Genomic DNA, 21,570 nt, shown 5'->3' on the forward strand with positions numbered 1-21,570 from the left:
GATGCAAAGTTTTAGAACAGAATTAGAAAATCCTGTAGTCGAAAATGATATTTTGGAATTAGCAGACAAAATTGAGCTTTTTCATAATGGAAAAATAGACGGAGAAAAATTTCGAAGTCTGCGATTGGCCAGAGGTGTTTATGGACAACGTCAAGAGGGTGTTCAGATGATACGTATTAAGCTGCCTTATGGTAAAGTATTGAGTCATCAATTACGTCGAATTGCTGAGGTTTCAGATGAATATTCAAGAAGTCGATTGCATATTACTACGCGTCAAGATATTCAGATTCATTATGTGGATTTAAATAGAACACCAGAGCTTTGGGCAGAATTAGAGCGCGATAATGTGACACTTAGAGAAGCATGTGGAAACACAGTACGAAACGTTACTGCCAGTGAAACTGCTGGAATTGATATTAACGAACCTTTCGATGTTTCACCCTACGCAGATGCATTGTTCAAATACTTTTTGAGGAATGCCATTTGTCAAGAAATGGGTAGGAAATTTAAAGTCTCTTTTTCAGCCTCTGACGAAGATACGGGTTTGTCTTATATGCATGATTTAGGTTTTATTGCAAAGATTGAAAACGGAATAAAAGGCTTTAAAGTAATGTTAGGTGGTGGCTTAGGGTCGCAATCTAGACATGCAGATGTGTTTTACGATTTCTTACCATCTGATAAAATAATCCCTTTAATGGAAGGGGTTTTAAGAGTTTTTGATCGTTATGGAGAGCGAAAAAGCAGAGCCAAAGCAAGATTAAAATTCTTAATAAAAGATATCGGTTTAGAAGCTTTTAAAGATTTAGTTGAAGACGAACAAAATGCCATAGAACACAAAACCGTAATAATTGACGAAACTAATTATACGGCTTCAAAACCTGTTTCTATTGAAGCACCAAAAGTAAAAGTCAAAGATACTGAAGCTTATGATCTGTGGAAATCAACAAATGTAATTCCCCAAAAACAAGAGGGTTATTTCGCTATCGGAATTAAAGTTCTGCTCGGTGATTTCTATACAGATAAGGCACGTTTGTTAGCTGATTTAGTTGAGCAATATGCAGCAGGAGAAATTCGATTGAGTCTGCGTCAAAATATTTTAATCCCTTTTGTTAAGGAAGATTTGTTACCATTTTTCTACACTGAATTAGAAAAATTAGGTTTTGTTGAAGCGGGTTATAACAAAGCTGTCGATATCACAGCTTGTCCAGGAACAGATACATGTAATTTAGGAATTTCGAGTAGTACTGGTATTGCAGAAGAATTAGAACGCGTCATTAAAGCCGAGTATCCTCAATATTTAAAAAATGAAGATTTAGTTATAAAAATTAGCGGCTGTATGAATGCTTGTGGACAACATAATATGGCAAATATTGGTTTTCAAGGCATGTCCATACGCACTAAAGATAAATTGATTGCACCAGCATTACAAGTGCTTTTAGGTGGAGGAAATTTAGGAAACGGAAACGCCTATTTTGCAGATAAGGTGGTTAAAATACCTAGTCGACGAGGTCCGGAAGCCTTACGTAGAGTGTTAAATGATTACGAAGCGAATGCAAACGGAAAATTATTTGTAGACTACTACAAAGAAAAAGGCGAAAAGTATTTCTACCAATTACTTACAGATTTATCAAATATAGACAACCTCACTCAAGAAGATTTTATTGATTGGGGAACCGAAGAACAATACGTAAAAGCGATAGGAATTGGAGAATGCGCTGGAGTGGTAATTGATTTAATCGCAACGCTGTTCTTAGAAAGTGACGAAAAGATTTATGAAGCTAAAGACGCATTTCAAAATAAAGTGTATTCAGGAGCCATTTATGAAGCTTATCGTTCTATGGTAAATTCTGCCAAGGCTATTTTACTTTCAGAAAACATAAAAACAAATACCCAAGCAGGCATCATCAAACAATTTGATGAACTTTTTGTAGACACTAAAAGAATTGATTTAGGAACCTCTTTTTCTGATATTATTTATCAGATAAAAGTTTTTCCACCAACAGAAGATTTTGCAATTAATTATATAAAAGCAGCAGAGCAATTTTTAGGAAGTGTTAAGGCTTTTAGAGAAGAACAAGTAGTGGTAAAAAGTTAGAATTATGACACCAAGATTAACAGTAGTCGGAGCAGGCCCAGGAGATGCAGATTTAATTACATTAAAGGCGATTAAGGCCATAAAATCTGCGGATGTGATTTTATTTGATGCTCTCGTAAATGAAGAATTATTGCAATATGCCTCACGTAAAGCAGAAAAGATTTTTGTTGGTAAACGAAAAGGTTGTTATGCCTATCAGCAAAGTCAGATTAATGATTTAATTGTTGAGCGTGCCTTAAGATGTGGTCATGTGGTAAGACTAAAAGGAGGTGACCCGTTTATTTTTGGTCGTGGAGCAGAAGAACTTGAGTATGCTAAAGATTATGCCATTGAGGTGGCAGTTGTTCCTGGAATCTCATCTGCTGCTGCTGTACCAGCATATCAAGGTATACCATTAACCAAGCGTAATGCTTCAGAGAGTTTTTGGGTCATAACTGGAACAACAAAATCGCATAAAATATCTAGAGATATTGCCTTAGCTGCAAAATCTACAGCAACAGTTGTGATTTTAATGGGAATGAGCAAGCTGTCAGAAATTGTTCAAATTTTTGAAAACGAAGGAAAATCGGAAACTGCTGTAGCTGTCATTCAAAATGGCACTAGAATAAACGAAAAAGTAGGTGTCGGAACAATAAATACCATTGAAGAAATCGTTGAGAAAAAAGAATTGTCTAATCCAGCCATTATCATTATTGGAGAAGTTGTTAATCAGCGTGTAGATTTAACTGATATCTATACAAAAGCAGATTTAGCATTGTTAAATTCAAGAAAAGAAATCGCTTAATTATGGAAAGAAATAATCTATATCCAATCTTTCTAAAAGCAAAAAACCTTGATATTTTAATCTTAGGAGGTGGTTATGTTGCTGAAGAAAAATTGACCTTTCTTTTAAAATCGAGTCCAGATGCAAATGTGACTATGGTATCGCCTATGTTTAGAGAAGGTACCATTAAAATTGCAAATACTGGAAATGTAAAACGCATTGAAGATGTCTATAAAATTGACTATTTAAAAGACCATCATATAGTCATTGCAACAACAGATCAACCAGAAGTTAATATAAAAATATACGACGATTGTAGAGCGCAAAGCAAATTGGTAAATGTGGCAGATAATCCGCCATATTGCGATTTTTATATGGGAGGTATCGTCACAAAAGGCAATGTAAAAGTCGCCATTTCTACTAATGGAAAATCGCCAACAACGGCCAAGCGTTTGCGACAATATTTTGAAGATGTGATCCCAGAAAACATAGATGATTTGGTAAAGAATCTAAATATTTATAGAAAAACAATAAAAGGAGACTTTGAACAAAAAGTCGAAAAATTAAATGAATTCACTAAAGGTTTAGTGGAAAAAATATAAAACGATGATTAAGACAGATATACTTATTATAGGAGCAGGACCAACAGGGTTATTTACTGTTTTTGAAGCTGGATTGCTAAAATTAAAGTGTCATTTAATAGACGCATTGCCTCAACCCGGAGGTCAATGTTCGGAGTTGTATCCTAAAAAACCGATATACGATATTCCTGGTTTTCCTGAAATATTAGCTGGAGATTTAACATCGAATTTATTAGAACAAGGTAAGCAGTTTCAACCAGGATTTACTTTAGGAGAACGCGCAGAAACTATAGATAAACAAGATGATGGAAGCTTTGTTGTAACTACAAATAAAGGCACACAGCACCATGCGCCAATTATAGCTATTGCTGGTGGTTTAGGAAGTTTTGAACCAAGAAAACCTAAATTAGAAAACATTGAAAATTACGAAGATAAAGGCGTTGCCTATTTTATTAAAGATCCTGAAGTCTATCGCGATAAAAAGGTAGTAATTGCTGGTGGAGGAGATTCTGCATTAGATTGGAGTATTTTTCTCGCTGATGTGGCATCAGAAGTAACCTTAGTGCATAGACGAAATGAGTTTAGAGGTGCTTTAGATTCTGTAGAACAAGTTCAAGAACTGAAACTACTCAATAAAATTAATTTAATTACACCAGCGGAAATTATTGCCTTACATGGAGAGCATAAAATTGAAGGTGTTTCGGTTACTAAAGACGGAGAAACTCAAGTGATTGAGACAGATGCCTTTATTCCACTCTTTGGATTATCGCCAAAATTAGGACCAATCGGAGATTGGGGACTTGAGATAGAAAAGAATGCCATAAAAGTAGATACGCTAGACTACCAAACCAATATTCCAGGTATATATGCTATTGGAGATGTAAATACGTACGAAGGAAAATTAAAATTAATTCTTTGTGGTTTTCATGAGGCTACATTAATGTGTCAGTCTGCATATAAGCGATTAAATCCTGGCAAGAAGTTTGTTTTAAAATACACCACTGTTAGCGGTATAAATGGCTTTGATGGTACACGTAAAGAATCACCAAAAGCAGTTGTAAAAGCTATTGTATAATGCAAGATGTTATCATACATATCACAGACCGAGAAGGCGAAAAACACACTGTTTTAGCACCAACTGACATGGCAATGAACTTAATGGAGGTTGTACGTTCTTATGAGTTAGCACCAGAAGGTACAATAGGAGTCTGTGGTGGTATGGCAATGTGTGCCTCATGTCAATGCTATGTAAATTCTGAACATGAATTAAATACTATGGAAGATGAAGAAGATGCCATGTTAGCCGAAGCCTTTAATGTTAAATCTAATAGCAGATTAAGTTGTCAAATTCCAATTACTGAAATATTACACGAGCTGGAAATAGAATTAGCTCCTTAGGATTAATATTTCTTAATTATTATATTTTTGTCTACAACCATTTCTATAATGGAAAACTAGTATTTCTTAATATAAGTGTTGAGCATACCATCATACGGATGAGGTGATTTAATGAAGGAAAGTTTGCTAGTTTATTAACGACAATATAACTATGGAAGCAGCATTACAGATACCTCTTAGATTTAAAGAACAAGTCGAAGTCTTAGCACAACAATTATTTTATTGCGTTTTGGAGTCTCCTGAGAATCAAATAAAGCAATTGGAAGTAATAAAAGGTTCTTTTTTCAAAGTTTCTGAAGGTTTAGAGTGCGGACTATGTAATACCAAATGGAAAGCATTTAAAACCGAGATAAAAACCTTAAGATCGCTTTTATATTTAGATGCTAAGGCAGCTTATGACAATGATCCTGCTGCCAAGAGTATTAAAGAAGTGTACCTGGCTTATCCAGGATTTTATGCAATTACGATGTATCGATTAAGTCACATTTTATGGAAGCTCAATATTCCTGTTTTACCAAGAATGATAAGTGAATATGCACATAGCGTGACTGGCACAGATATACATCCTGGAGCAAAAATAGGAGAATCCTTTTTTATAGATCATGCTACAGGAGTTGTTATTGGTGAGACATCAATTATTGGTAATAATGTTATTATATATCAAGGTGTAACACTAGGAGGAATTAAGGTGGAAAAAGTATTGAAAGATGTAAAAAGGCATCCAACGATTTTAGATAATGTAACCATCTATGCTAATGCAACTATTCTTGGTGGCGACGTTATTATCGGTGAGAATAGTATAATAGGTGCTAATGTTTGGATTACACAATCCATTCCAAAAAATTCTATTGTAACTTATAAATCTGATATTAAAATATCCAACTTGTAAAGGCATGAGCATATTAAACCAAATAGGGAATACACCTCTTGTAGAGGTTGTGAATTTAGTAAACAAACCTCACGTGCAACTTTTTCTAAAACTAGAAGGAAACAATCCTGGTGGAAGTGTTAAGGACAGACCTGCTTATAATATGATTTCTGAAGCCGTTAAGCGAGGAGATATAAAAAAAGGGGATTGTTTGGTAGAAGCAACAAGCGGTAATACAGGAATCGCTTTAGCATATGTAGCTCAGTTATTTGGTTTAAATATGACATTGGTAATGCCTGAAAATTCTACAGAAGAGCGTGTAAAAACAATGCGAGCATATGGAGCTGAAGTTATTTTAACCTCTGCAGATTCTGGTATTGAAGGTTCAAGAGATTTAGCATTTAAAATGAGAGATGAAGACGACTATACGTTATTAAACCAGTTTGAAAATAATGATAATTGGAAAGCGCATTACAAAACGACAGGTCCAGAGATATGGAGAGATACAGATGGTAAGATTACACATTTTGTCTCTGCAATGGGAACAACGGGCACTATAATGGGAACATCGTCATTTTTAAAAGAAAAGAATCAAAAGATTCAAATTATAGGAGCTCAACCTGAGGATGGTTCACGAATTCCTGGAATTAGAAAATGGTCACCAGATTATGTGCCAGGCATTTTTAATCGTTCCAAAGTAGATCAAATTATAGAAGTGAGCGAATTAGAAGCCACTCAGATGACGCGACGATTAGCAAAAGAGGAAGGCGTTTTTGCAGGTATGAGCAGTGGTGGTTCTGTTTCAACTGCTCTAAAACTCATAGAAACTATTGATAAAGGTGTAGTTGTTGCTATAGTTTGTGACAGAGGTGACCGCTATTTATCCTCTTCATTATATGATGTTTTATAAGTTATATTGTAAAGCAAATACACTTTATTATTTTACTTTTGCGAGTAACCATCTATCAATGAAGTACTGGCTTACTTTTTTAGTTTCCTTAATTGGATTGTTGTCTTTTTCGCAAGAAGAGCAACTATCCAACACTTATTTGGACCTGAATTATTTCTCTGGGAATATTGCACTTCACAATAACGATATTCTTCATCTTATTACTGGTCATCCAGAAGGTTTAATTTTTAGTTGGAATAAAAAAACGTTTGGAAACGACCCTTGGGAACAACGTTTTAATTATCCAGATTACGGCGCGTCTTTTGTATATCAAAATTTAAAAAATGATGTGCTTGGTAATAATTATGGTTTGTACGCACATTATAATTTTTACTTTTTTAAGCGTAACCTAATGCTGAGAATTGCTCAAGGTTTAGCATACAACACGAACCCTTACGATAAAATTGAAAACCCAAAGAATGTGGCTTTTGGTTCTCATTTGTTAAGTTCAACTTATCTAATGTTGAATTATAAAAAGGAGCAACTATTTAATCGTTTTGGTTTACAGGTTGGTTTATCTTTAATTCATTATTCTAATGCCAATGTAAAAGCACCAAATACAAGTGTAAATACGATTGCTTTGAATGCAGGATTGACTTATAATCTCGATAATGAAAACCCTGAGTTTATTGATAATTTGAATGATGAAAAATTTACTGAACCTATAAAATATAATTTTGCATTTAGAACAGGGATTAACCAAAGTGATGTCATTGGAAGTGGTCAATTTCCATTTTATATTCTTTCAACTTATGCTGATAAACGATTAAGTCATATAAGTGCTGTACAATTTGGAGCAGAAATCTTTTTCTCAAACTTTTTAAAAGAATTGATTTATTATCAGTCCGTCTCATTTCCTGAAGAAAATGTAAGTGGAAATGAAGATTATAAGCGTGTTGGATTATTTGTAGGCCATGAGTTATTTATTAATAAAATGTCTATTGAAACACAGTTAGGCTATTATGTTTATTATCCTTTTGATTTTGAAGGCAAAACTTATATTAGAATTGGCTTAAAACGGTATTTTGGGAACACATTTTTTGGTGCTATGACCTTAAAATCACATGGAGCTAAAGCAGAAGCTGTTGAATTTGGAATTGGAGTAAGATTATGAAAAAACTAGTTTACATATTCGTAGTACTACTTTTTGCTTGTAATAGCGAAGACGCAAACGATTGTTTTCAAACCTCAGGTGAGATTATTCAACAAGAAATGGATGTTTCGAGTTTCGAACGCATTTTTGTTAATAGAGATATAGAGCTAATAATTAAAGAGGCGCCTAACTACAAGGTCACTATTGAAACCGGAGAAAATTTGATTAATGACGTTAAAGTTGAGGTTATTGGTGATAGATTAATATTAACTGATAACAACACTTGTAATTATGTTAGAGACTATGGAATCACTAAAATATATGTTGATACTCCAAATCTTACAGAAATAAAGACATCATCTCAATATGAAGTATCATCTGATGGAATTTTGAGTTTTGAAAGCTTAGATTTGATCTCTGAAGATTTTAACGAAGATGTTGAGTTTACAGTAGGTGATTTTAGATTAACTGTTGCTTGTGAAAATATAAACATAGCGTCAAATAATATTTCATTTTTTTATTTAGAGGGAACAGTTACTAATTTATTTATCGGTTTCTATGCAGGTTCTGGTCGTTTTGAAGGTGAAAACTTAGTGGCTCAGAATGTAAATATCTATCATCGCGGTAGTAATGATATGGTTGTGAATCCACAACAATCTTTGTCAGGAGAACTAAGAGGAACAGGGAATTTAATTTCAGTTAATCAGCCACCACTTGTAGATGTTGAGCAGATTTATATTGGTCAATTAATTTTTGAGTAGGTTAAAAGCTTGTTTCGCAATTTCTAATTCTTCATTAGTTGGTATTACCAATATTTTTACTTTAGAATCTTTGCTGTTAATGGCTCTAATCGTTTTCAGGCTTTTGTTGTTTTTTTCTGTGTCTAATTTTATTCCTAAAAAGTCTAAATCTTTACAAACAGATTCTCTCATATAGTTTGAGTTTTCACCAATACCTGCTGTAAAAACAATAGCGTCTAAACCATTTAAAATAGCAGCATAGCTTCCTATATATTTTTTAATACGATACGTATTCATAGTAAGGGCTAATTGGCATGCTTTATCTCCTGCATTCGCTTTGGCTTGTATATCTCTTAAATCACTATAACCAGTTAATCCAAGCATTCCACTTTTCTTTTGTAATATGGTGTTTATCTCTCTTAAGCTTAATTTAAATTTTTCAGCTAAATGGAAAATTATAGTTGGATCAATATCACCTGAGCGCGTTCCCATTATTAATCCTGTAATCGGAGAAAATCCTAAAGAATGATCAATACTTTTGCCGTTTTTTATAGCAGACATACTACAACCATTGCCTAAGTGAATTGTAATTATTTTAGACTCTTTTTTACCTAAAAACTCAATGGTTTTTTCACTTACATATTTATGGCTTGTACCATGAAAACCATAGAGACGTATATCGTGCTCATCTGAGTATTCTTTTGGTATAGCATATTTATAGGCATATTCTGGTATAGTTTGATGAAAAGCTGTATCAAAAACAGCAACTTGTTTTGCATTTTTAAAAATAGATTCTGCAACTTTAATTCCTTCTAAATTAGCAGGATTATGCAATGGAGCTAAAGATGATAATACTTTTATTTTAGCTTTAACATCTGGGGTTATTTCGGTTGTATCGTTAAAGTAATTTCCACCATGCACTACTCTGTGACCAACAATATCAATTTCTTCAGCAGATTTTAAGATTCCAGTCTTTTTATTTAATAATTGTTTTACTAATAATTGTAACCCATCGTTATGATTAGCGATAGGAGTAATCACTTCAATTGAAGTCTCTTCTGTTTTGAATATAAATTTAGCATCATCAGAACCTAAGCGTTCGATTAAACCAGAACACAAAACAGTTTCATTAGGCATTAAGAATAATTGAAATTTTAAAGAAGAACTTCCCGTATTAAGGACTAATATTTGTTGCATGGTCTAAAAATCTTGGGCTTGTATCGCAGTTATGATTACTGTGCTATAGATATCATCTGTGGTACAGCCTCTACTCAAATCATTTACAGGTTTATTCAATCCTTGTAGCATTGGACCAATTGCTAAAGCACCAGTTTCTCTTTGTACAGCTTTATAAGTGTTATTGCCTGTGTTTAAGTCTGGGAAGATCAGAACACTTGCTTGTCCTGCAACTTCAGAATTTGGCAATTTACTTTTTCCGATGCGCATATCTACGGCAGCATCGTATTGTATAGGACCTTCAATTTTAATATGTGGAGCCTTTTTCATTACTATTTCGGTAGCTTCCCTTACTCTATCTACATCTTCGCCTTTTCCTGAGGCACCAGATGAATAGGATAACATTGCTACTTTAGGTTCTATACCGAAATCTTGAGCGGTTTTGGCAGACGATATCGCTATTTCTGCTAATTCTTCAGCATTAGGATTAGGATTTATAGCACAATCTCCAAATATGGATATTCTATCGTCTAAGCACATAAAAAATACAGAGGACACTATTTTTACTCCGGGTTTTGTTTTTATAAATTGTAATGCAGGACGCAATGTATGTGCTGTAGTATGAATAGCTCCAGAGACCATACCATCTGCATGACCTTTATAAATCATCATTGTAGCAAAGTAAGAGACATCGGACATCATATCCTTTGCCATATCTAAATTTACATTTTTATGCTTTCGTAATTCATAGAATGTGTCTACATAATCTTCAAAATGCTCAGATTTTTGTGGTGATACAATGTTAACCTTCGAGGTGTCTAATGGAATATCAAACTTTTTAATCCTTTCTAATATTTTGTCTTCATCTCCGATTAAAGTTAAATCCACGACATGGGCATCAATTAATCTTGCTGAAGCTCTTAGAATACGCTCATCATAACCTTCTGGGAGTACAATATGTTTCTTGTCTTTCAAAGCTTTTTGCAATAAATTATATTGAAACATTCTTGGTGTAAACCCTTCAGACTCAAAGGTGATTAAGTCATTAGATAGTTTGTCAGTATCTACAAATTTTTCGAATGTCGCTATAGAAGTTTCTATTTTTTCAGTGTTTTCGGCATAAATTTTAGATTTAATTTTACCAATAGCGTTTGCTACACCAAAAGTACCTTCTTTAACACTAATTATTGGTGCTATGCTAGAGAGCCCTTCAATAAGTTTTAATATTGATTTTTCTGGTATTAATCCACCTGTAAGTACTATGCCTGAGATTTTCGGGTAGTTTTTTGAAATATTAGCTTGTAGCGCACCCAATATAATGTCTGCTCGATCACCTGGTGTTATTACCAAGGTATTATCTTTGAGGTGAGTTAAATAATTTCGTAATTGCATAGCGCCAACACCAAAGTGCTCAGATTCGTTATTTAGCATGTCTTCTCCAAAAAGAATTGTTCCATCTAATGCTTTAGAAATTTCCTTAATGGTAGGAGACGATAAACTCTTTATTGTTGGTATAACAGCTACGTTGGTATTTTCTTTAATACGTCCTATTAAAAGTGCTTTTAATGTTTTGACGTCATCGGGATTATTTTTATTGACAATTATTGAGAGCACTTTAACTTCTTCTTTAAAAGTATTGTAAGCTAATTGAGTATTATCTACAATAATATCAAGTGGTTTTTTATAGCCGTTGGCCACTATAATTACAGGAAGGCCAAGGTTTTTGGAAATAAGGATATTAATATCTAATTCTAAATTGGTGTTTTCATTAGAAAAGTCTGTACCTTCTACAAGGATAATATCAAAGCGATCTTCTAAATACTTGTATTTCTTTATGATCTCATCTATTACTTTTCCAGCCTTACCGTTGTTGTATAAATCCAGTACCTCGCTTCTGGTAAAAGCAAATGTTTTTTTATAATTTATGTCTAATTCAAAATAAGATAGAACAGTATTGATATGGTTATCTAAATCACCATTTTTATCATCTTCTATAATTGGTCTGAAATAACCAACCTTTGCTGTTTTACCTAAAAGCATGCGCATCAGCCCTAAAACCACAACAGATTTACCACTGTTTGGTTCCATGGTAGCTACATAAATTCCTTTGCTCATTTTACCTGTAATTTTGTTATAAAGATATGCTATTGCTTATTATTAGATAGTATATCTACCGTCATTTGATTTACTAAAATATGGTGTAAATTTAATATAGCTATGCTTTTTTAAAGGTGATATTTGTCATGGTTTAAGCGAAATAACAAAACTGGTTAACCAATTACTTGTGCTATTTACTTGTTAGGTCTCTAAACAAACTCTCTAAACTCGCATTTTTCTGATTTAATTGAAGAATTTTTAATTCATTATCATGTGCAAAATCAAATACATGAGATCTCATATCTTCTTTTGTAGAGAATGTAATTTCATAGATAAAATCGTGCGTATTTTTTACTGAAGTTACTTTTGGTAGTTTTAATAAAAAAGTGTCTTCAACTCGGTAATCAAATTCTACAACAACTATTTGTTCTTGCCCTTCTCTCAGGTCCTTTAAATATTTGTCAGCAACGATTTCACCTTTATTAATAATAATAACACGATCGCACATAGCTTCTACTTCTTGCATAATGTGAGTAGATAGAAAAACTGTTTTTTCTTTGCCTATATTTTTAATGAGATTCCTAATATCTACCAATTGGTTTGGGTCGAGACCTGTTGTAGGTTCGTCTAAAATCAATACTTCAGGATTATGTAATAACGCATTTGCTAAACCAACACGTTGTCTGTAGCCTTTAGATAATTGACTTATTTTTTTATGTGCTTCTGGTGTTAAGCCAGTTAATTCAATAACCTCTGCAATTCTAGATTTAGAAGTGCTATAGACATTCGCATTAAAATTTAAATATTCCTTAACGTACAAATCTGTATAAAGCGGATTGTGTTCTGGTAAGTAGCCAACACTACTTTGCACACTTTTTTTATCAGAAGTTACATTAAAGCCATTTACGTTTGCAGAACCCTCAGAAGCTTCAATGTATGTAGTAAGGATTTTCATCATAGTCGATTTTCCAGCACCATTTGGGCCAAGAAATCCAACAATTTCTGCATCATTTACTTTAAAAGAAACATCGTTAAGTGCTTTCTGGTCTTTATATAGTTTCGTAATGTTCTGGACTTCAATAGACATAAAGAAATAAATTTATTCAAAAATACTAGTTTGCCTAAAAACAATTGACAATTTTTTAATCAATCTCTATAATAATCAGAATTTTGTATCATAATTATTGCTAATTCTCTAAAACTTCATAGATATCAATAAAAAAAGCGATGTTCACATTTTGATTTGTAAAAATTATAATTACATTAGCCACATATTAATAACAATGAACATATCTAAAACATATTATAACTGGTTTTACTTCTTTTTTAGCTAAAGGAACGAGACTAAGTATGTTTTATTTAAAATATAATTTATAAAGTCTCGATTTAATCGAGACTTTTTTCATTTTTATCTATCTAGTAGTTCTGAACTTGTTTCAGGATTTAAAAAAATAAAATTTGAATAAACCAATAGCAATACAAGGAATTAAAGGATCGTTTCATCACGAAGTCGCTCAGTTGTTTTTTAGTGCAAATACAGATGTGGTTGAATGCATGACTTTTGACGGTACTGTAGATAGTCTTCTAAAAGGGGATTCAGATTATATTGTAATGGCTTTAGAGAATTCTATTGCAGGTTCAATAATTCCTAATTATGCCTTAATAGATAGGCATAATCTGAGTATTGTTGGCGAGCACTATTTAGATATTCAGCATAACTTTTTGGCATTAAATGGGCAAACTATTGCAGATATAAAAGAAGTACACTCACACCCGATGGCTTTATTGCAATGTAAAGTCTTTTTTAAAGATTATCCTCATATAAAATTGGTAGAAGCTAAAGATACTGCAGATGTTGCTAAGCAAATTTCAGATAAAGGTATAAAAGGTATTGCGGCAATAGCTAGTAAAAATGCGGCAGAGTTATATGGGTTAGAAATATTAGCAGAAAGTATTCAAACTATAAAGCATAACGAAACACGCTTTGTGATTGTAAAGCTTCAGAATTTTGAAACTGATAAAAAAGGACTAAATAAGGCTTCTATAAAATTTGAATTAGATCATAAACGAGGTAGTTTAGCTACTATACTTAATGTTATGAGTGATTGTAAGCTCAACCTTACTAAGATACAGTCTTTGCCAAAAATTGAAACCCCTTGGAAGTATGCTTTTTTTGTAGATGTTACTTTCGAAGATTATAAATATTATGAAAAAGCCTCATCAATTATGGAAATAATGGCAGAGAATTTTAAAGTACTAGGCGAATATAAAAATGCAAGACTATGATTGAAGTTGCTAAGCGTTTAAAAAATGTTGAAGAATACTACTTTTCTAAAAAGTTGAGAGAAGTTGCGCTTTTAAAATCCCAAGGAAAGCCAATTATCAATTTAGGTATTGGAAGTCCGGATTTAGCTCCACCTTTTAAAGCCTCTGTTTCGCTTCAAGATAGTTTATTAGACGAAGGTGCTCATAAATATCAAAGCTATCAAGGTTTGCCAGAATTACGAGAGGAAATTTCAAACTTTTATAAGAAACAATATAGGGTAGATGTTAGCCCTCAAACTGAAGTGTTGCCTCTATTGGGAAGTAAAGAAGGAATTATGCACATTTCTATGGCATTTTTAAATAAAGGAGATAAAGTGTTAGTACCTAATCCTGGTTATCCTACATATTCTTCAGTAACTAAGTTACTAGAAGCAAAACCCATTTATTACGATTTAAAAGAAGACCATAATTGGTTGCCAAATTTTAGTGCTTTAGAACGATTAGATTTAAGTCGTGTAAAGATTATGTGGATTAATTATCCTCATATGCCAACAGGTAGCAATGCAGATAATAAGTTTTATGATAAGGTTATTGCATTTGGAAAACGACATAATATTTTAATTGTCAATGACAATCCTTACAGTTTTATTCTCAATGAAAAACCAATTAGTATTCTGAGATATAAAGATGCTAAAGAGGTGTGTTTAGAATTAAATTCTTTAAGCAAAACATTTAATATGGCTGGTTGGCGTGTTGGGATGCTAGTAGGTAATTATGATTTGGTAAATGCAGTATTGAGGGTGAAAAGTAATATGGATTCAGGCATGTTTTATGGTATACAAAAAGGAGCTATTGAAGCTCTGAGATGCTCAGATATGTGGTTTCAAAGTTTAAATAGTGTGTACCAAACACGACGACAATTAGTTTGGAAATTAGCTGATAGTCTTAAATGTGTATATGACAAATATGCAACAGGATTATTTGTTTGGGCAAAATTACCGCCAAATATTAAATCAGAAGAATTCACGGATTTAGTATTGAAAGAACATTCAATTTTTATAACACCAGGAACCGTCTTTGGAAGCAATGGAGAAGGTTATGTCCGCTTTTCATTGTGTGCTTCTGAAGACATTATAAAAGAAGCAATAGCAAGAGTATAGTTAGTATGAATAATATTTTTATCATAGGAGTAGGATTAATTGGCGGAAGCTTCGCTTTAGATATTAAGAAATTATATCCACAAAGTAATGTCTTTGGTATTGATAAGAACGAAACGCATTTAGATGAAGCTATAAACCTTAAAGTTATTGACAAAAAAGCAAATTTTGAAGATTTGAAACTTGCAGATATTGTCATAGTTGCCATTCCTGTGGATGCTACATTAACTGTTTTGCCAAAAGTCTTAGATTATGTTTCTGATAATGCCATTGTTTTTGATGCTGGTTCTACCAAAGAGGATATTTGTCTTAAAGTGAAAAATCATCCCAAACGCAGAAATTATTTGGCTGCTCATCCTATAGCTGGTACAGAATATTCGGGTCCAAAAGCTGCGATTCATAATTTGTACAAAAACAAAACGAACATTATTTGCGAGGTAGAAGAAACGGCATTCAAGCTTCAAGAAAAAGCATTAAAATTATTTGCAGAATTAGGAATGCGAATTCGATATATGAATCCTAAGGCGCACGATAAGCATATTGCTTACGTTTCGCACTTATCACACATTAGTTCATTTATGTTGGGTAAAACGGTAATCGAAAAAGAGAAAAACGAACGCGATATTTTTGATATGGCAGGTAGTGGATTTGAGAGTACTGTGCGTTTGGCAAAAAGTTCGCCTGCTATGTGGACACCAATTTTTGAGCAGAATAAGACCAATGTTATAGAGACTTTAGATGAGTATATCAATAATCTAAAACATTTCAAAAAGCTCATGGAAGATGGAGATTTTGAAGCGGTTTATAACGAAATGGAAACAACAAATCATATAAAAGATATATTAAACGGAATACAATAGATAATAAGATTAATAAGCAAAAATGGAGAATAACAAAGAAATGAGAACATGGTTGGATGATATGAAACTAGATCATCCTTTAGTAATCGCAGGACCATGTAGCGCAGAAACTGAGGAACAAGTATTAAAAATAGCCCACCAGCTAAAAGATACAGATGTTAATTATTACCGAGCAGGTATTTGGAAGCCAAGAACGCGACCAGGAAACTTTGAAGGTGTTGGTGCATTAGGTTTAAAATGGTTACAAAAAGTAAAAGAAGAAACGGGTTTAAAAACGGCTACAGAAGTTGCAAATAGAAACCATGTAGAATTGGCTTTAGAGCACGATATAGATTTATTATGGATTGGAGCGCGTTCTACTGTTAGCCCTTTTATAATGCAAGATTTAGCTGATGCTTTAGAAGGAACCGATAAAATAGTGCTGGTTAAAAATCCAGTAAATCCAGATTTAGCTTTGTGGTTAGGTGGTATTGAAAGATTACATACTGCAGGAATTAAAAAGTTAGGTGCTATACATAGAGGGTTTTCTACTTATGAGAAATCTAAATATAGAAATATACCAGAATGGCAACTAGCAATTGAATTTCAAAATAAATTTCCGGACTTACCATTAATTAACGACCCATCTCATATTACAGGTAGAAGAGACATGATTTTAGATGTGTCTCAAACAGCTCTAGATCTAAATTTTGATGGTTTAATGATAGAAACGCATCACGATCCTGATAACGCTTGGAGTGATGCAGCACAGCAAGTTACACCAAACACATTGGTTAGAATTATGGAAGATCTAAGAATAAGAAAAGAAACAGATCCTGAAGCAGCATACAATACTGAACTTAACAACTTAAGAGCTCAAATAGATGTTGTAGACAACCAAGTTATCGATTTACTTGGAAAACGTATGAAGGTTGCAGATGGTATCGGTAAACTTAAGAAACAAAAAAATGTTCAAGTCTTGCAAAGCAAGCGTTGGAACGAGATTTTAGGTAAAATGGTTTTAGAAGGCGAAGAAAGAGGATTGAGTGAAGAATTTATTTTACGCATGTTTAAAGCGATTCACCAAGAATCGATTAATCATCAGGAAAAGATTATTAATCATTAAAAATTAGTAATAAAAAAAAAAGGCTCGCAATTGCGAGCCTTTTTTAATTTTTAAAAATTCATAATGAGTTTAGATATTTTTAAAGTATATTTCAGTCACATATCGAATTCCTTGAGACTAATTAAATAAAAATGCTATTTTTGGATTGAAGTGCTATTAATCTCTATATGCTAAAAAATTACGTTGCCCCTATTTTATTCTTGTTATGCTTTTGTTTTTCTCATTCACAAAAAACTTCAGACAATCAATATTTACCAAAGGATATTGAAGCTTTAGAGGATTACTTAGAACAAATTAATTCAGACTATATAAAAAGAATAGATGGCTCTCATGCTTCTAAGATTAGAAAGATCTTCAAGAATAGAGATGAAAAAGTCCTAGAATCAATAAATGATAGTGTTTATATTTTCAATGATGACATAAATATTTATATAGATAGTATACTTTCGAATATATATAAGGCTAATCCACAAATTGATAATACAAATTATAAGTTTTTTGTAAATACATCTTTCATTCCAAATGCATCATGTTATGGAGATGGTATGTTTGAGATTTATTTGGGTTTGTTTTCAACTTTGAGTTCAGATGACGAGGTAGCTTTTGTCATTTGTCATGAAATAGCACACAAATTATTAGATCACCCTTTAGATAACGTCACAAATGTTATTTCAACAATAAATTCTAAAGAAACGAAGAAGAAAGTCAGGGAAATAAAAAGGCAAAAGTATGGACAGACAAGAGCAGCACTTTCTGTAATTGATGAGCTTAGCATAGATATTTTAGACCATTCTAAAGAAACTGAAGCACAAGCTGATTCACTCGGATTTGTCTTATTTTCAAAGACCATATACAATAAATATAAAGCACTTAGTGCTCTGTCTAAACTTCAAAGAGATGATGATATGCTACTAAGTCATAATATAAGAGTTGATAGTATTTTTAATTTTGAAACTTACCCATTTAAACCATTTTGGTTGAAAGAAACCGTTTCTATTTTTGATACAGATGAGAAAATTAATGAATTTAGTCTAGATTCAGATACCCTAAAAACGCATCCAGAAATTGAATTTAGAATAGAAAAACTAAAATCAGATTTTAGTATTATTAGTACAGATAGTTCAGGGCAAGAAAATAATATGAGACTACTTATAAATTTGGCAAATTTAAAAATGATTGAAAGTGCCATTGACAAAAAGAATTTAGATATTGCAATTTATCAGTTGGTAGAATTATTTCACAATAAACGGATAGGTTCAGAGTACTATCATATTACAATGGCTAGTGTTTTGAAGCAAATTTATAATGCCAAAAAAAATCACGAATTAGGTAAGTATATACCTCCTAAAAGTAAATTTTCAGACGAAAAGCAGCTTAATAAAATACGTCTTTTTCTACATAATCTAGAATTAGGAGAAACGAAGAAAATGGGATTAGCATTTTGCAAGGCCAATAAAGATGATTTAATGGCTGAAGATAATGGTACAGAAATTTTCAAATTTTTTAAATCAATTAATCAATAATACATTAACATGAAGAAACTATCGGTAATACTACTTACAACTATTTTTTGTTTAAGTGCTTTTGCACAGCAAAAATCACTTGACGAAATCACATCATTTAGAATAAAGAATTCAGGATCCTTTATGGATAAGAATAATGACGTAGACGGTTATTATTTTTATTATGAAGTTGATAAATTGAAGAAAGGGAAGCGTGAGTATGCAATTAAAATGCTAGATAATAATCTTAATGATATTGCAACAAAATCTTATATAGATGATAAGAATACCATATTAGCTCAGAGTAAATTTAATAATCAAGCATTGATGTTTGCTATGATTAATATTAAAGAAAAGTTCTATAAACTCGTCACTTTTGATAAATCTGGAAATCAAGGTAAGGATATAAAAATTGACGTCTCTAAGAAAGATGTACGTTGGTTAAGTATGATGATGAAAAGCGGTAATTTTAATTTGCTTTTTCCGGTAGATGATAATGGATTTTTGTTCAATTATACTAAGAACAACAAAAAAATGGGTTACGGTTTAAAATATGTATCTACAAATGGAGGTGAATCTTGGGATTACAACTCTCCAGAAGATGCAAATCAGCTTATGTTTCTTAACCCTATTGAGGCTAACGAAAAAGTTGTCGTGGCAATAGAAAGCTCAAAGAAATCTGCACTTAGCAATACAGTAAATATGAAGATTGTAGTTTTAGATATTAACACAGGCAAGAAGCTATTTGAGAAAGATTACAATAGAGATGATAATCCCAGATTGATTACTAATGCTTTTCTTACAGAAGAGAAAAATCTTGTCTTATTGGGTGAATATTTTAAGAAAGGAAAAAATATTGTTAAAGATAAAAGTGAAGGTTTATTCGCTCAAGTAGTTGATATGTCAGGTAATTTAATTTCAGATGTAAAAGCAGATTGGGAAAATACAATTAACAAATTGATGCCAGCAGATTCTAACGGAAAAAAGAAAAAAAGTACTTATGTATATTTTCATGATGTGATTCGTACACAAAATGGATCTTATTATGCCATAGGTGAAAAATATAGAAAAACTGTGAGTTTAAAAGGTACTTTACTTACGGGTCGCATAGGTAGTGGTATGACACAATTAACAATTACGGATGCTGTATTTTTTGAGTTTGATAAAAGTTTCAACCTCAAAGAGATTCATAAAATTGAGAAAGGTAAATCTAGAGCACCAAATTTAGCTGATTTTGGTAGTCCTCAACTTAATGCACATGCGTTGAAGACTTTTGGAGCTTTTGACTATGAATACACTCAAATTGATAAAGATAGAGATCGCTTTTACGCTATGTTTATAGATTATGAAAGACTGAAAGGTGAGAAGAATAAACTAGCATTTAAGGCAGTCATGTATAATGATGGAGAACTATCTCAGGATAAAATTTATTTAGAACAGTCAAAAGGTAGAGTTAGTTTTAGAGTGCTTCCTGCAAAATTAGGTCATGTTATGATTGTAGAATATAATAAGAAGGAAAAAACCTTAGATATACATTTAGAGAAATTAAATATCTAATCGAAATTATTAAATTCAATTAAAGACTGTCTAATGGCAGTCTTTTTTTGTTCCATTAAACAATAATAGTCATCTTTGTAATAATGACAGGAACAGTATATAAATCTACAGGTAGTTGGTACACCGTTAAAACTCTGAACGGTAAGTTCTATGAGTGCAGAATTAAAGGTCGTTTTAGATTAGAAGGTATAAAAAGCACCAATCCTATTGCAGTAGGTGATAAAGTGGAGTTTGAATTAGAAACAAAAAATAATACAGAAACAGGTGTTATTAACCGTATTGAAGAACGTAAAAATTATATCGTTAGAAAATCGGTTAACCTTTCCAAGCAAACACATATTATCGCTTCTAATATTGATCAACTTTTTTTATTGATTACCATTAATAATCCACCAACACTTACCAGTTTTATAGATCGTTTTTTAGTGACCGCAGAAGCGTATTCTATAAAAACAATTTTGTTGTTCAATAAGATTGATACTTATGATGAAGAAACCTTGCTAGAGGTAAAATACTTGGCAAGTATTTATAGAGCTATTGGATACGAATGTATTAACATATCAGCCACTACAGGCGAAAACATAGACAAAGTAAAAGCCTTAATGGTTGGTAAAGTAAGTATGTTTGCAGGTCATTCTGGAGTAGGAAAATCTACTTTAGTAAATGCTATTGAACCTTCTTTAGATTTAAAGACAAAAGCTATTTCAGAACAACACATGCAAGGGCAACATACAACGACCTTCGCAGAAATGTTTGATTTAAGTTTCGATGCTAAAATTATTGATACGCCAGGTATAAAAGGATTTGGAGTTGTCGATATGGAGCGAGAAGAGGTTGGTGATTATTTCCCAGAGTTTTTTGCTCTAAAACAAGATTGTAAATTCAATAATTGTTTGCATTTAAAAGAGCCAAAATGTGCTGTAAAAGAAGCGCTAGAAAAAGATGAGGTGTCTTATTCTAGATATCGAAGTTATATGCAAATTTTAGAAGGTGAAGATGAACATTATAGAACTGATAATTGGGATAGTGAATGAAAAGAATAATTCCATATATTTTAGGAATGTTTTTAGTTTCATGTGGTATGGATGAGCCTTATTTTATGTCAGTAGATATTACAAATTGTGATATACACATAATAAATGAAAGTTTCATGGAGCTATCTCCAGAAGCATTACAGTTAGAGATTTATCTAAAAACAAAAGACTTAGATTCTTTACAACGGTCTAAATTTTTTGTAAAATTGAGTATAGCTCCTAAGGCTAGAATGGAAGATGTATCTCTTGTTCAAAGAGAATTTCAAAAAGCAAATATTTTGAAAATTAAATATTATGAGATTGGAAATGTAACTTGTGGAGGATTCTAAA

General features: G+C 32.3%; 20 protein-coding genes. 17 read left to right on the forward strand and 3 right to left on the reverse strand.

The window, feature by feature from the left end:
• Position 1: 1 nt before the first annotated feature.
• The 9 genes from Q0822_RS14835 to Q0822_RS14875 all read left to right on the forward strand — a co-directional run bounded on the left by Q0822_RS14835 (position 2) and on the right by Q0822_RS14875 (position 8,508).
• Positions 2–2,095, forward strand: a complete 2,094-nt coding sequence (locus tag Q0822_RS14835; protein WP_299125031.1) for a HEPN domain-containing protein — start codon at positions 2–4, stop codon at positions 2,093–2,095.
• Positions 2,096–2,099: 4 nt separating this feature from the next.
• Entirely contained in the window at positions 2,100–2,879 is a 780-nt protein-coding gene (gene cobA / locus Q0822_RS14840; protein WP_299125033.1) for a uroporphyrinogen-III C-methyltransferase, read from the forward strand.
• Between the two features lie 2 nt (positions 2,880–2,881).
• The gene (locus tag Q0822_RS14845) at positions 2,882–3,460 is read left to right on the forward strand and encodes a bifunctional precorrin-2 dehydrogenase/sirohydrochlorin ferrochelatase (protein WP_299125035.1); all 579 of its coding nucleotides are present in this window, start codon (positions 2,882–2,884) and stop codon (positions 3,458–3,460) included.
• A 4-nt stretch (positions 3,461–3,464) separates the two neighbouring features.
• Positions 3,465–4,514, forward strand: coding sequence for an NAD(P)/FAD-dependent oxidoreductase (locus tag Q0822_RS14850; protein ID WP_299125037.1), 1,050 nt, complete (start codon positions 3,465–3,467; stop codon positions 4,512–4,514).
• Positions 4,514–4,837, forward strand: a complete 324-nt coding sequence (locus tag Q0822_RS14855) for a 2Fe-2S iron-sulfur cluster-binding protein (protein WP_299125038.1) — start codon at positions 4,514–4,516, stop codon at positions 4,835–4,837. Before Q0822_RS14850 ends, Q0822_RS14855 begins: the two co-directional genes overlap by 1 nt.
• 151 nt (positions 4,838–4,988) lie before the next feature.
• The gene (gene epsC / locus Q0822_RS14860; RefSeq protein WP_299125040.1) at positions 4,989–5,726 is read left to right on the forward strand and encodes a serine O-acetyltransferase EpsC; all 738 of its coding nucleotides are present in this window, start codon (positions 4,989–4,991) and stop codon (positions 5,724–5,726) included.
• 4 nt (positions 5,727–5,730) lie between these two features.
• Positions 5,731–6,615, forward strand: coding sequence for a cysteine synthase CysM (cysM, locus tag Q0822_RS14865; protein ID WP_299125043.1), 885 nt, complete (start codon positions 5,731–5,733; stop codon positions 6,613–6,615).
• A gap of 58 nt (positions 6,616–6,673) precedes the next feature.
• The gene (locus Q0822_RS14870; RefSeq protein WP_299125045.1) at positions 6,674–7,768 is read left to right on the forward strand and encodes an acyloxyacyl hydrolase; all 1,095 of its coding nucleotides are present in this window, start codon (positions 6,674–6,676) and stop codon (positions 7,766–7,768) included.
• Complete coding sequence (locus Q0822_RS14875; RefSeq protein WP_299125047.1) at positions 7,765–8,508, forward strand: head GIN domain-containing protein; 744 nt, start codon at positions 7,765–7,767, stop codon at positions 8,506–8,508. Before Q0822_RS14870 ends, Q0822_RS14875 begins: the two co-directional genes overlap by 4 nt.
• Here Q0822_RS14875 and Q0822_RS14880 read toward each other — a convergent pair.
• From Q0822_RS14880 to gldA, 3 genes are all read right to left on the reverse strand, one after another.
• Positions 8,494–9,684, reverse strand: coding sequence for an acetate kinase (locus tag Q0822_RS14880; RefSeq protein ID WP_299125049.1), 1,191 nt, complete (start codon positions 9,682–9,684; stop codon positions 8,494–8,496). The two genes, Q0822_RS14875 and Q0822_RS14880, sit on opposite strands and share 15 nt — an antisense overlap.
• Before the next feature lie 3 nt (positions 9,685–9,687).
• Positions 9,688–11,778, reverse strand: coding sequence for a phosphate acetyltransferase (gene pta / locus Q0822_RS14885; protein WP_299125051.1), 2,091 nt, complete (start codon positions 11,776–11,778; stop codon positions 9,688–9,690).
• Positions 11,779–11,950: 172 nt separating this feature from the next.
• Complete coding sequence (gene gldA / locus Q0822_RS14890; RefSeq protein ID WP_299125053.1) at positions 11,951–12,847, reverse strand: gliding motility-associated ABC transporter ATP-binding subunit GldA; 897 nt, start codon at positions 12,845–12,847, stop codon at positions 11,951–11,953.
• Between the two features lie 371 nt (positions 12,848–13,218).
• Here gldA and Q0822_RS14895 point away from each other — a divergent pair, with 371 nt between their 5' ends.
• The 8 genes from Q0822_RS14895 (at position 13,219) to Q0822_RS14930 (ending at position 21,569) form a co-directional block, all read left to right on the forward strand.
• Positions 13,219–14,046, forward strand: coding sequence for a prephenate dehydratase (locus Q0822_RS14895; RefSeq protein WP_299125055.1), 828 nt, complete (start codon positions 13,219–13,221; stop codon positions 14,044–14,046).
• Positions 14,043–15,185, forward strand: a complete 1,143-nt coding sequence (locus tag Q0822_RS14900) for an aminotransferase class I/II-fold pyridoxal phosphate-dependent enzyme (RefSeq protein ID WP_299125058.1) — start codon at positions 14,043–14,045, stop codon at positions 15,183–15,185. Before Q0822_RS14895 ends, Q0822_RS14900 begins: the two co-directional genes overlap by 4 nt.
• A 5-nt stretch (positions 15,186–15,190) precedes the next feature.
• Positions 15,191–16,042 carry a prephenate dehydrogenase gene (locus Q0822_RS14905; RefSeq protein ID WP_299125061.1) on the forward strand — a complete coding sequence of 284 codons (852 nt, stop codon included), beginning with the start codon at positions 15,191–15,193 and terminating at the stop codon, positions 16,040–16,042.
• Between the two features lie 22 nt (positions 16,043–16,064).
• Complete coding sequence (locus Q0822_RS14910) at positions 16,065–17,147, forward strand: bifunctional 3-deoxy-7-phosphoheptulonate synthase/chorismate mutase type II (protein WP_299125063.1); 1,083 nt, start codon at positions 16,065–16,067, stop codon at positions 17,145–17,147.
• Positions 17,148–17,314: 167 nt separating this feature from the next.
• On the forward strand, positions 17,315–18,670 hold the full coding sequence (locus Q0822_RS14915) for a M48 family metalloprotease (protein WP_299125066.1): 1,356 nt from the start codon (positions 17,315–17,317) through the stop codon (positions 18,668–18,670).
• 9 nt (positions 18,671–18,679) lie between these two features.
• Positions 18,680–20,206, forward strand: a complete 1,527-nt coding sequence (locus Q0822_RS14920; RefSeq protein WP_299125068.1) for a DUF6770 family protein — start codon at positions 18,680–18,682, stop codon at positions 20,204–20,206.
• 83 nt (positions 20,207–20,289) lie between these two features.
• Positions 20,290–21,240 carry a ribosome small subunit-dependent GTPase A gene (gene rsgA / locus Q0822_RS14925; protein WP_299125070.1) on the forward strand — a complete coding sequence of 317 codons (951 nt, stop codon included), beginning with the start codon at positions 20,290–20,292 and terminating at the stop codon, positions 21,238–21,240.
• Between the two features lie 26 nt (positions 21,241–21,266).
• Entirely contained in the window at positions 21,267–21,569 is a 303-nt protein-coding gene (locus Q0822_RS14930) for a hypothetical protein (protein WP_299125072.1), read from the forward strand.
• The last annotated feature ends 1 nt before the right edge of the window (position 21,570 follow it).

This window comes from uncultured Winogradskyella sp., from assembly GCF_947496485.1.
Lineage (GTDB): Bacteria > Bacteroidota > Bacteroidia > Flavobacteriales > Flavobacteriaceae > Winogradskyella.

Bases quoted from the DNA above. Each gene is read 5' to 3' on its own strand.
- Q0822_RS14835 (WP_299125031.1), top strand. From the start codon at position 2: ATGCAAAGTTTTAGAACAGAATTAGAAAATCCTGTAGTCGAAAATGAT.
- cobA (WP_299125033.1), top strand. From the start codon at position 2,100: ATGACACCAAGATTAACAGTAGTCGGAGCAGGCCCAGGAGATGCAGAT.
- Q0822_RS14845 (WP_299125035.1), top strand. From the start codon at position 2,882: ATGGAAAGAAATAATCTATATCCAATCTTTCTAAAAGCAAAAAACCTT.
- Q0822_RS14850 (WP_299125037.1), top strand. From the start codon at position 3,465: ATGATTAAGACAGATATACTTATTATAGGAGCAGGACCAACAGGGTTA.
- Q0822_RS14855 (WP_299125038.1), top strand. From the start codon at position 4,514: ATGCAAGATGTTATCATACATATCACAGACCGAGAAGGCGAAAAACAC.
- epsC (WP_299125040.1), top strand. From the start codon at position 4,989: ATGGAAGCAGCATTACAGATACCTCTTAGATTTAAAGAACAAGTCGAA.
- cysM (WP_299125043.1), top strand. From the start codon at position 5,731: ATGAGCATATTAAACCAAATAGGGAATACACCTCTTGTAGAGGTTGTG.
- Q0822_RS14870 (WP_299125045.1), top strand. From the start codon at position 6,674: ATGAAGTACTGGCTTACTTTTTTAGTTTCCTTAATTGGATTGTTGTCT.
- Q0822_RS14875 (WP_299125047.1), top strand. From the start codon at position 7,765: ATGAAAAAACTAGTTTACATATTCGTAGTACTACTTTTTGCTTGTAAT.
- Q0822_RS14880 (WP_299125049.1), bottom strand. From the start codon at position 9,684: ATGCAACAAATATTAGTCCTTAATACGGGAAGTTCTTCTTTAAAATTT.
- pta (WP_299125051.1), bottom strand. From the start codon at position 11,778: ATGAGCAAAGGAATTTATGTAGCTACCATGGAACCAAACAGTGGTAAA.
- gldA (WP_299125053.1), bottom strand. From the start codon at position 12,847: ATGTCTATTGAAGTCCAGAACATTACGAAACTATATAAAGACCAGAAA.
- Q0822_RS14900 (WP_299125058.1), top strand. From the start codon at position 14,043: ATGATTGAAGTTGCTAAGCGTTTAAAAAATGTTGAAGAATACTACTTT.
- Q0822_RS14905 (WP_299125061.1), top strand. From the start codon at position 15,191: ATGAATAATATTTTTATCATAGGAGTAGGATTAATTGGCGGAAGCTTC.
- Q0822_RS14910 (WP_299125063.1), top strand. From the start codon at position 16,065: ATGGAGAATAACAAAGAAATGAGAACATGGTTGGATGATATGAAACTA.
- Q0822_RS14915 (WP_299125066.1), top strand. From the start codon at position 17,315: ATGCTAAAAAATTACGTTGCCCCTATTTTATTCTTGTTATGCTTTTGT.
- Q0822_RS14920 (WP_299125068.1), top strand. From the start codon at position 18,680: ATGAAGAAACTATCGGTAATACTACTTACAACTATTTTTTGTTTAAGT.
- rsgA (WP_299125070.1), top strand. From the start codon at position 20,290: ATGACAGGAACAGTATATAAATCTACAGGTAGTTGGTACACCGTTAAA.
- Q0822_RS14930 (WP_299125072.1), top strand. From the start codon at position 21,267: ATGTTTTTAGTTTCATGTGGTATGGATGAGCCTTATTTTATGTCAGTA.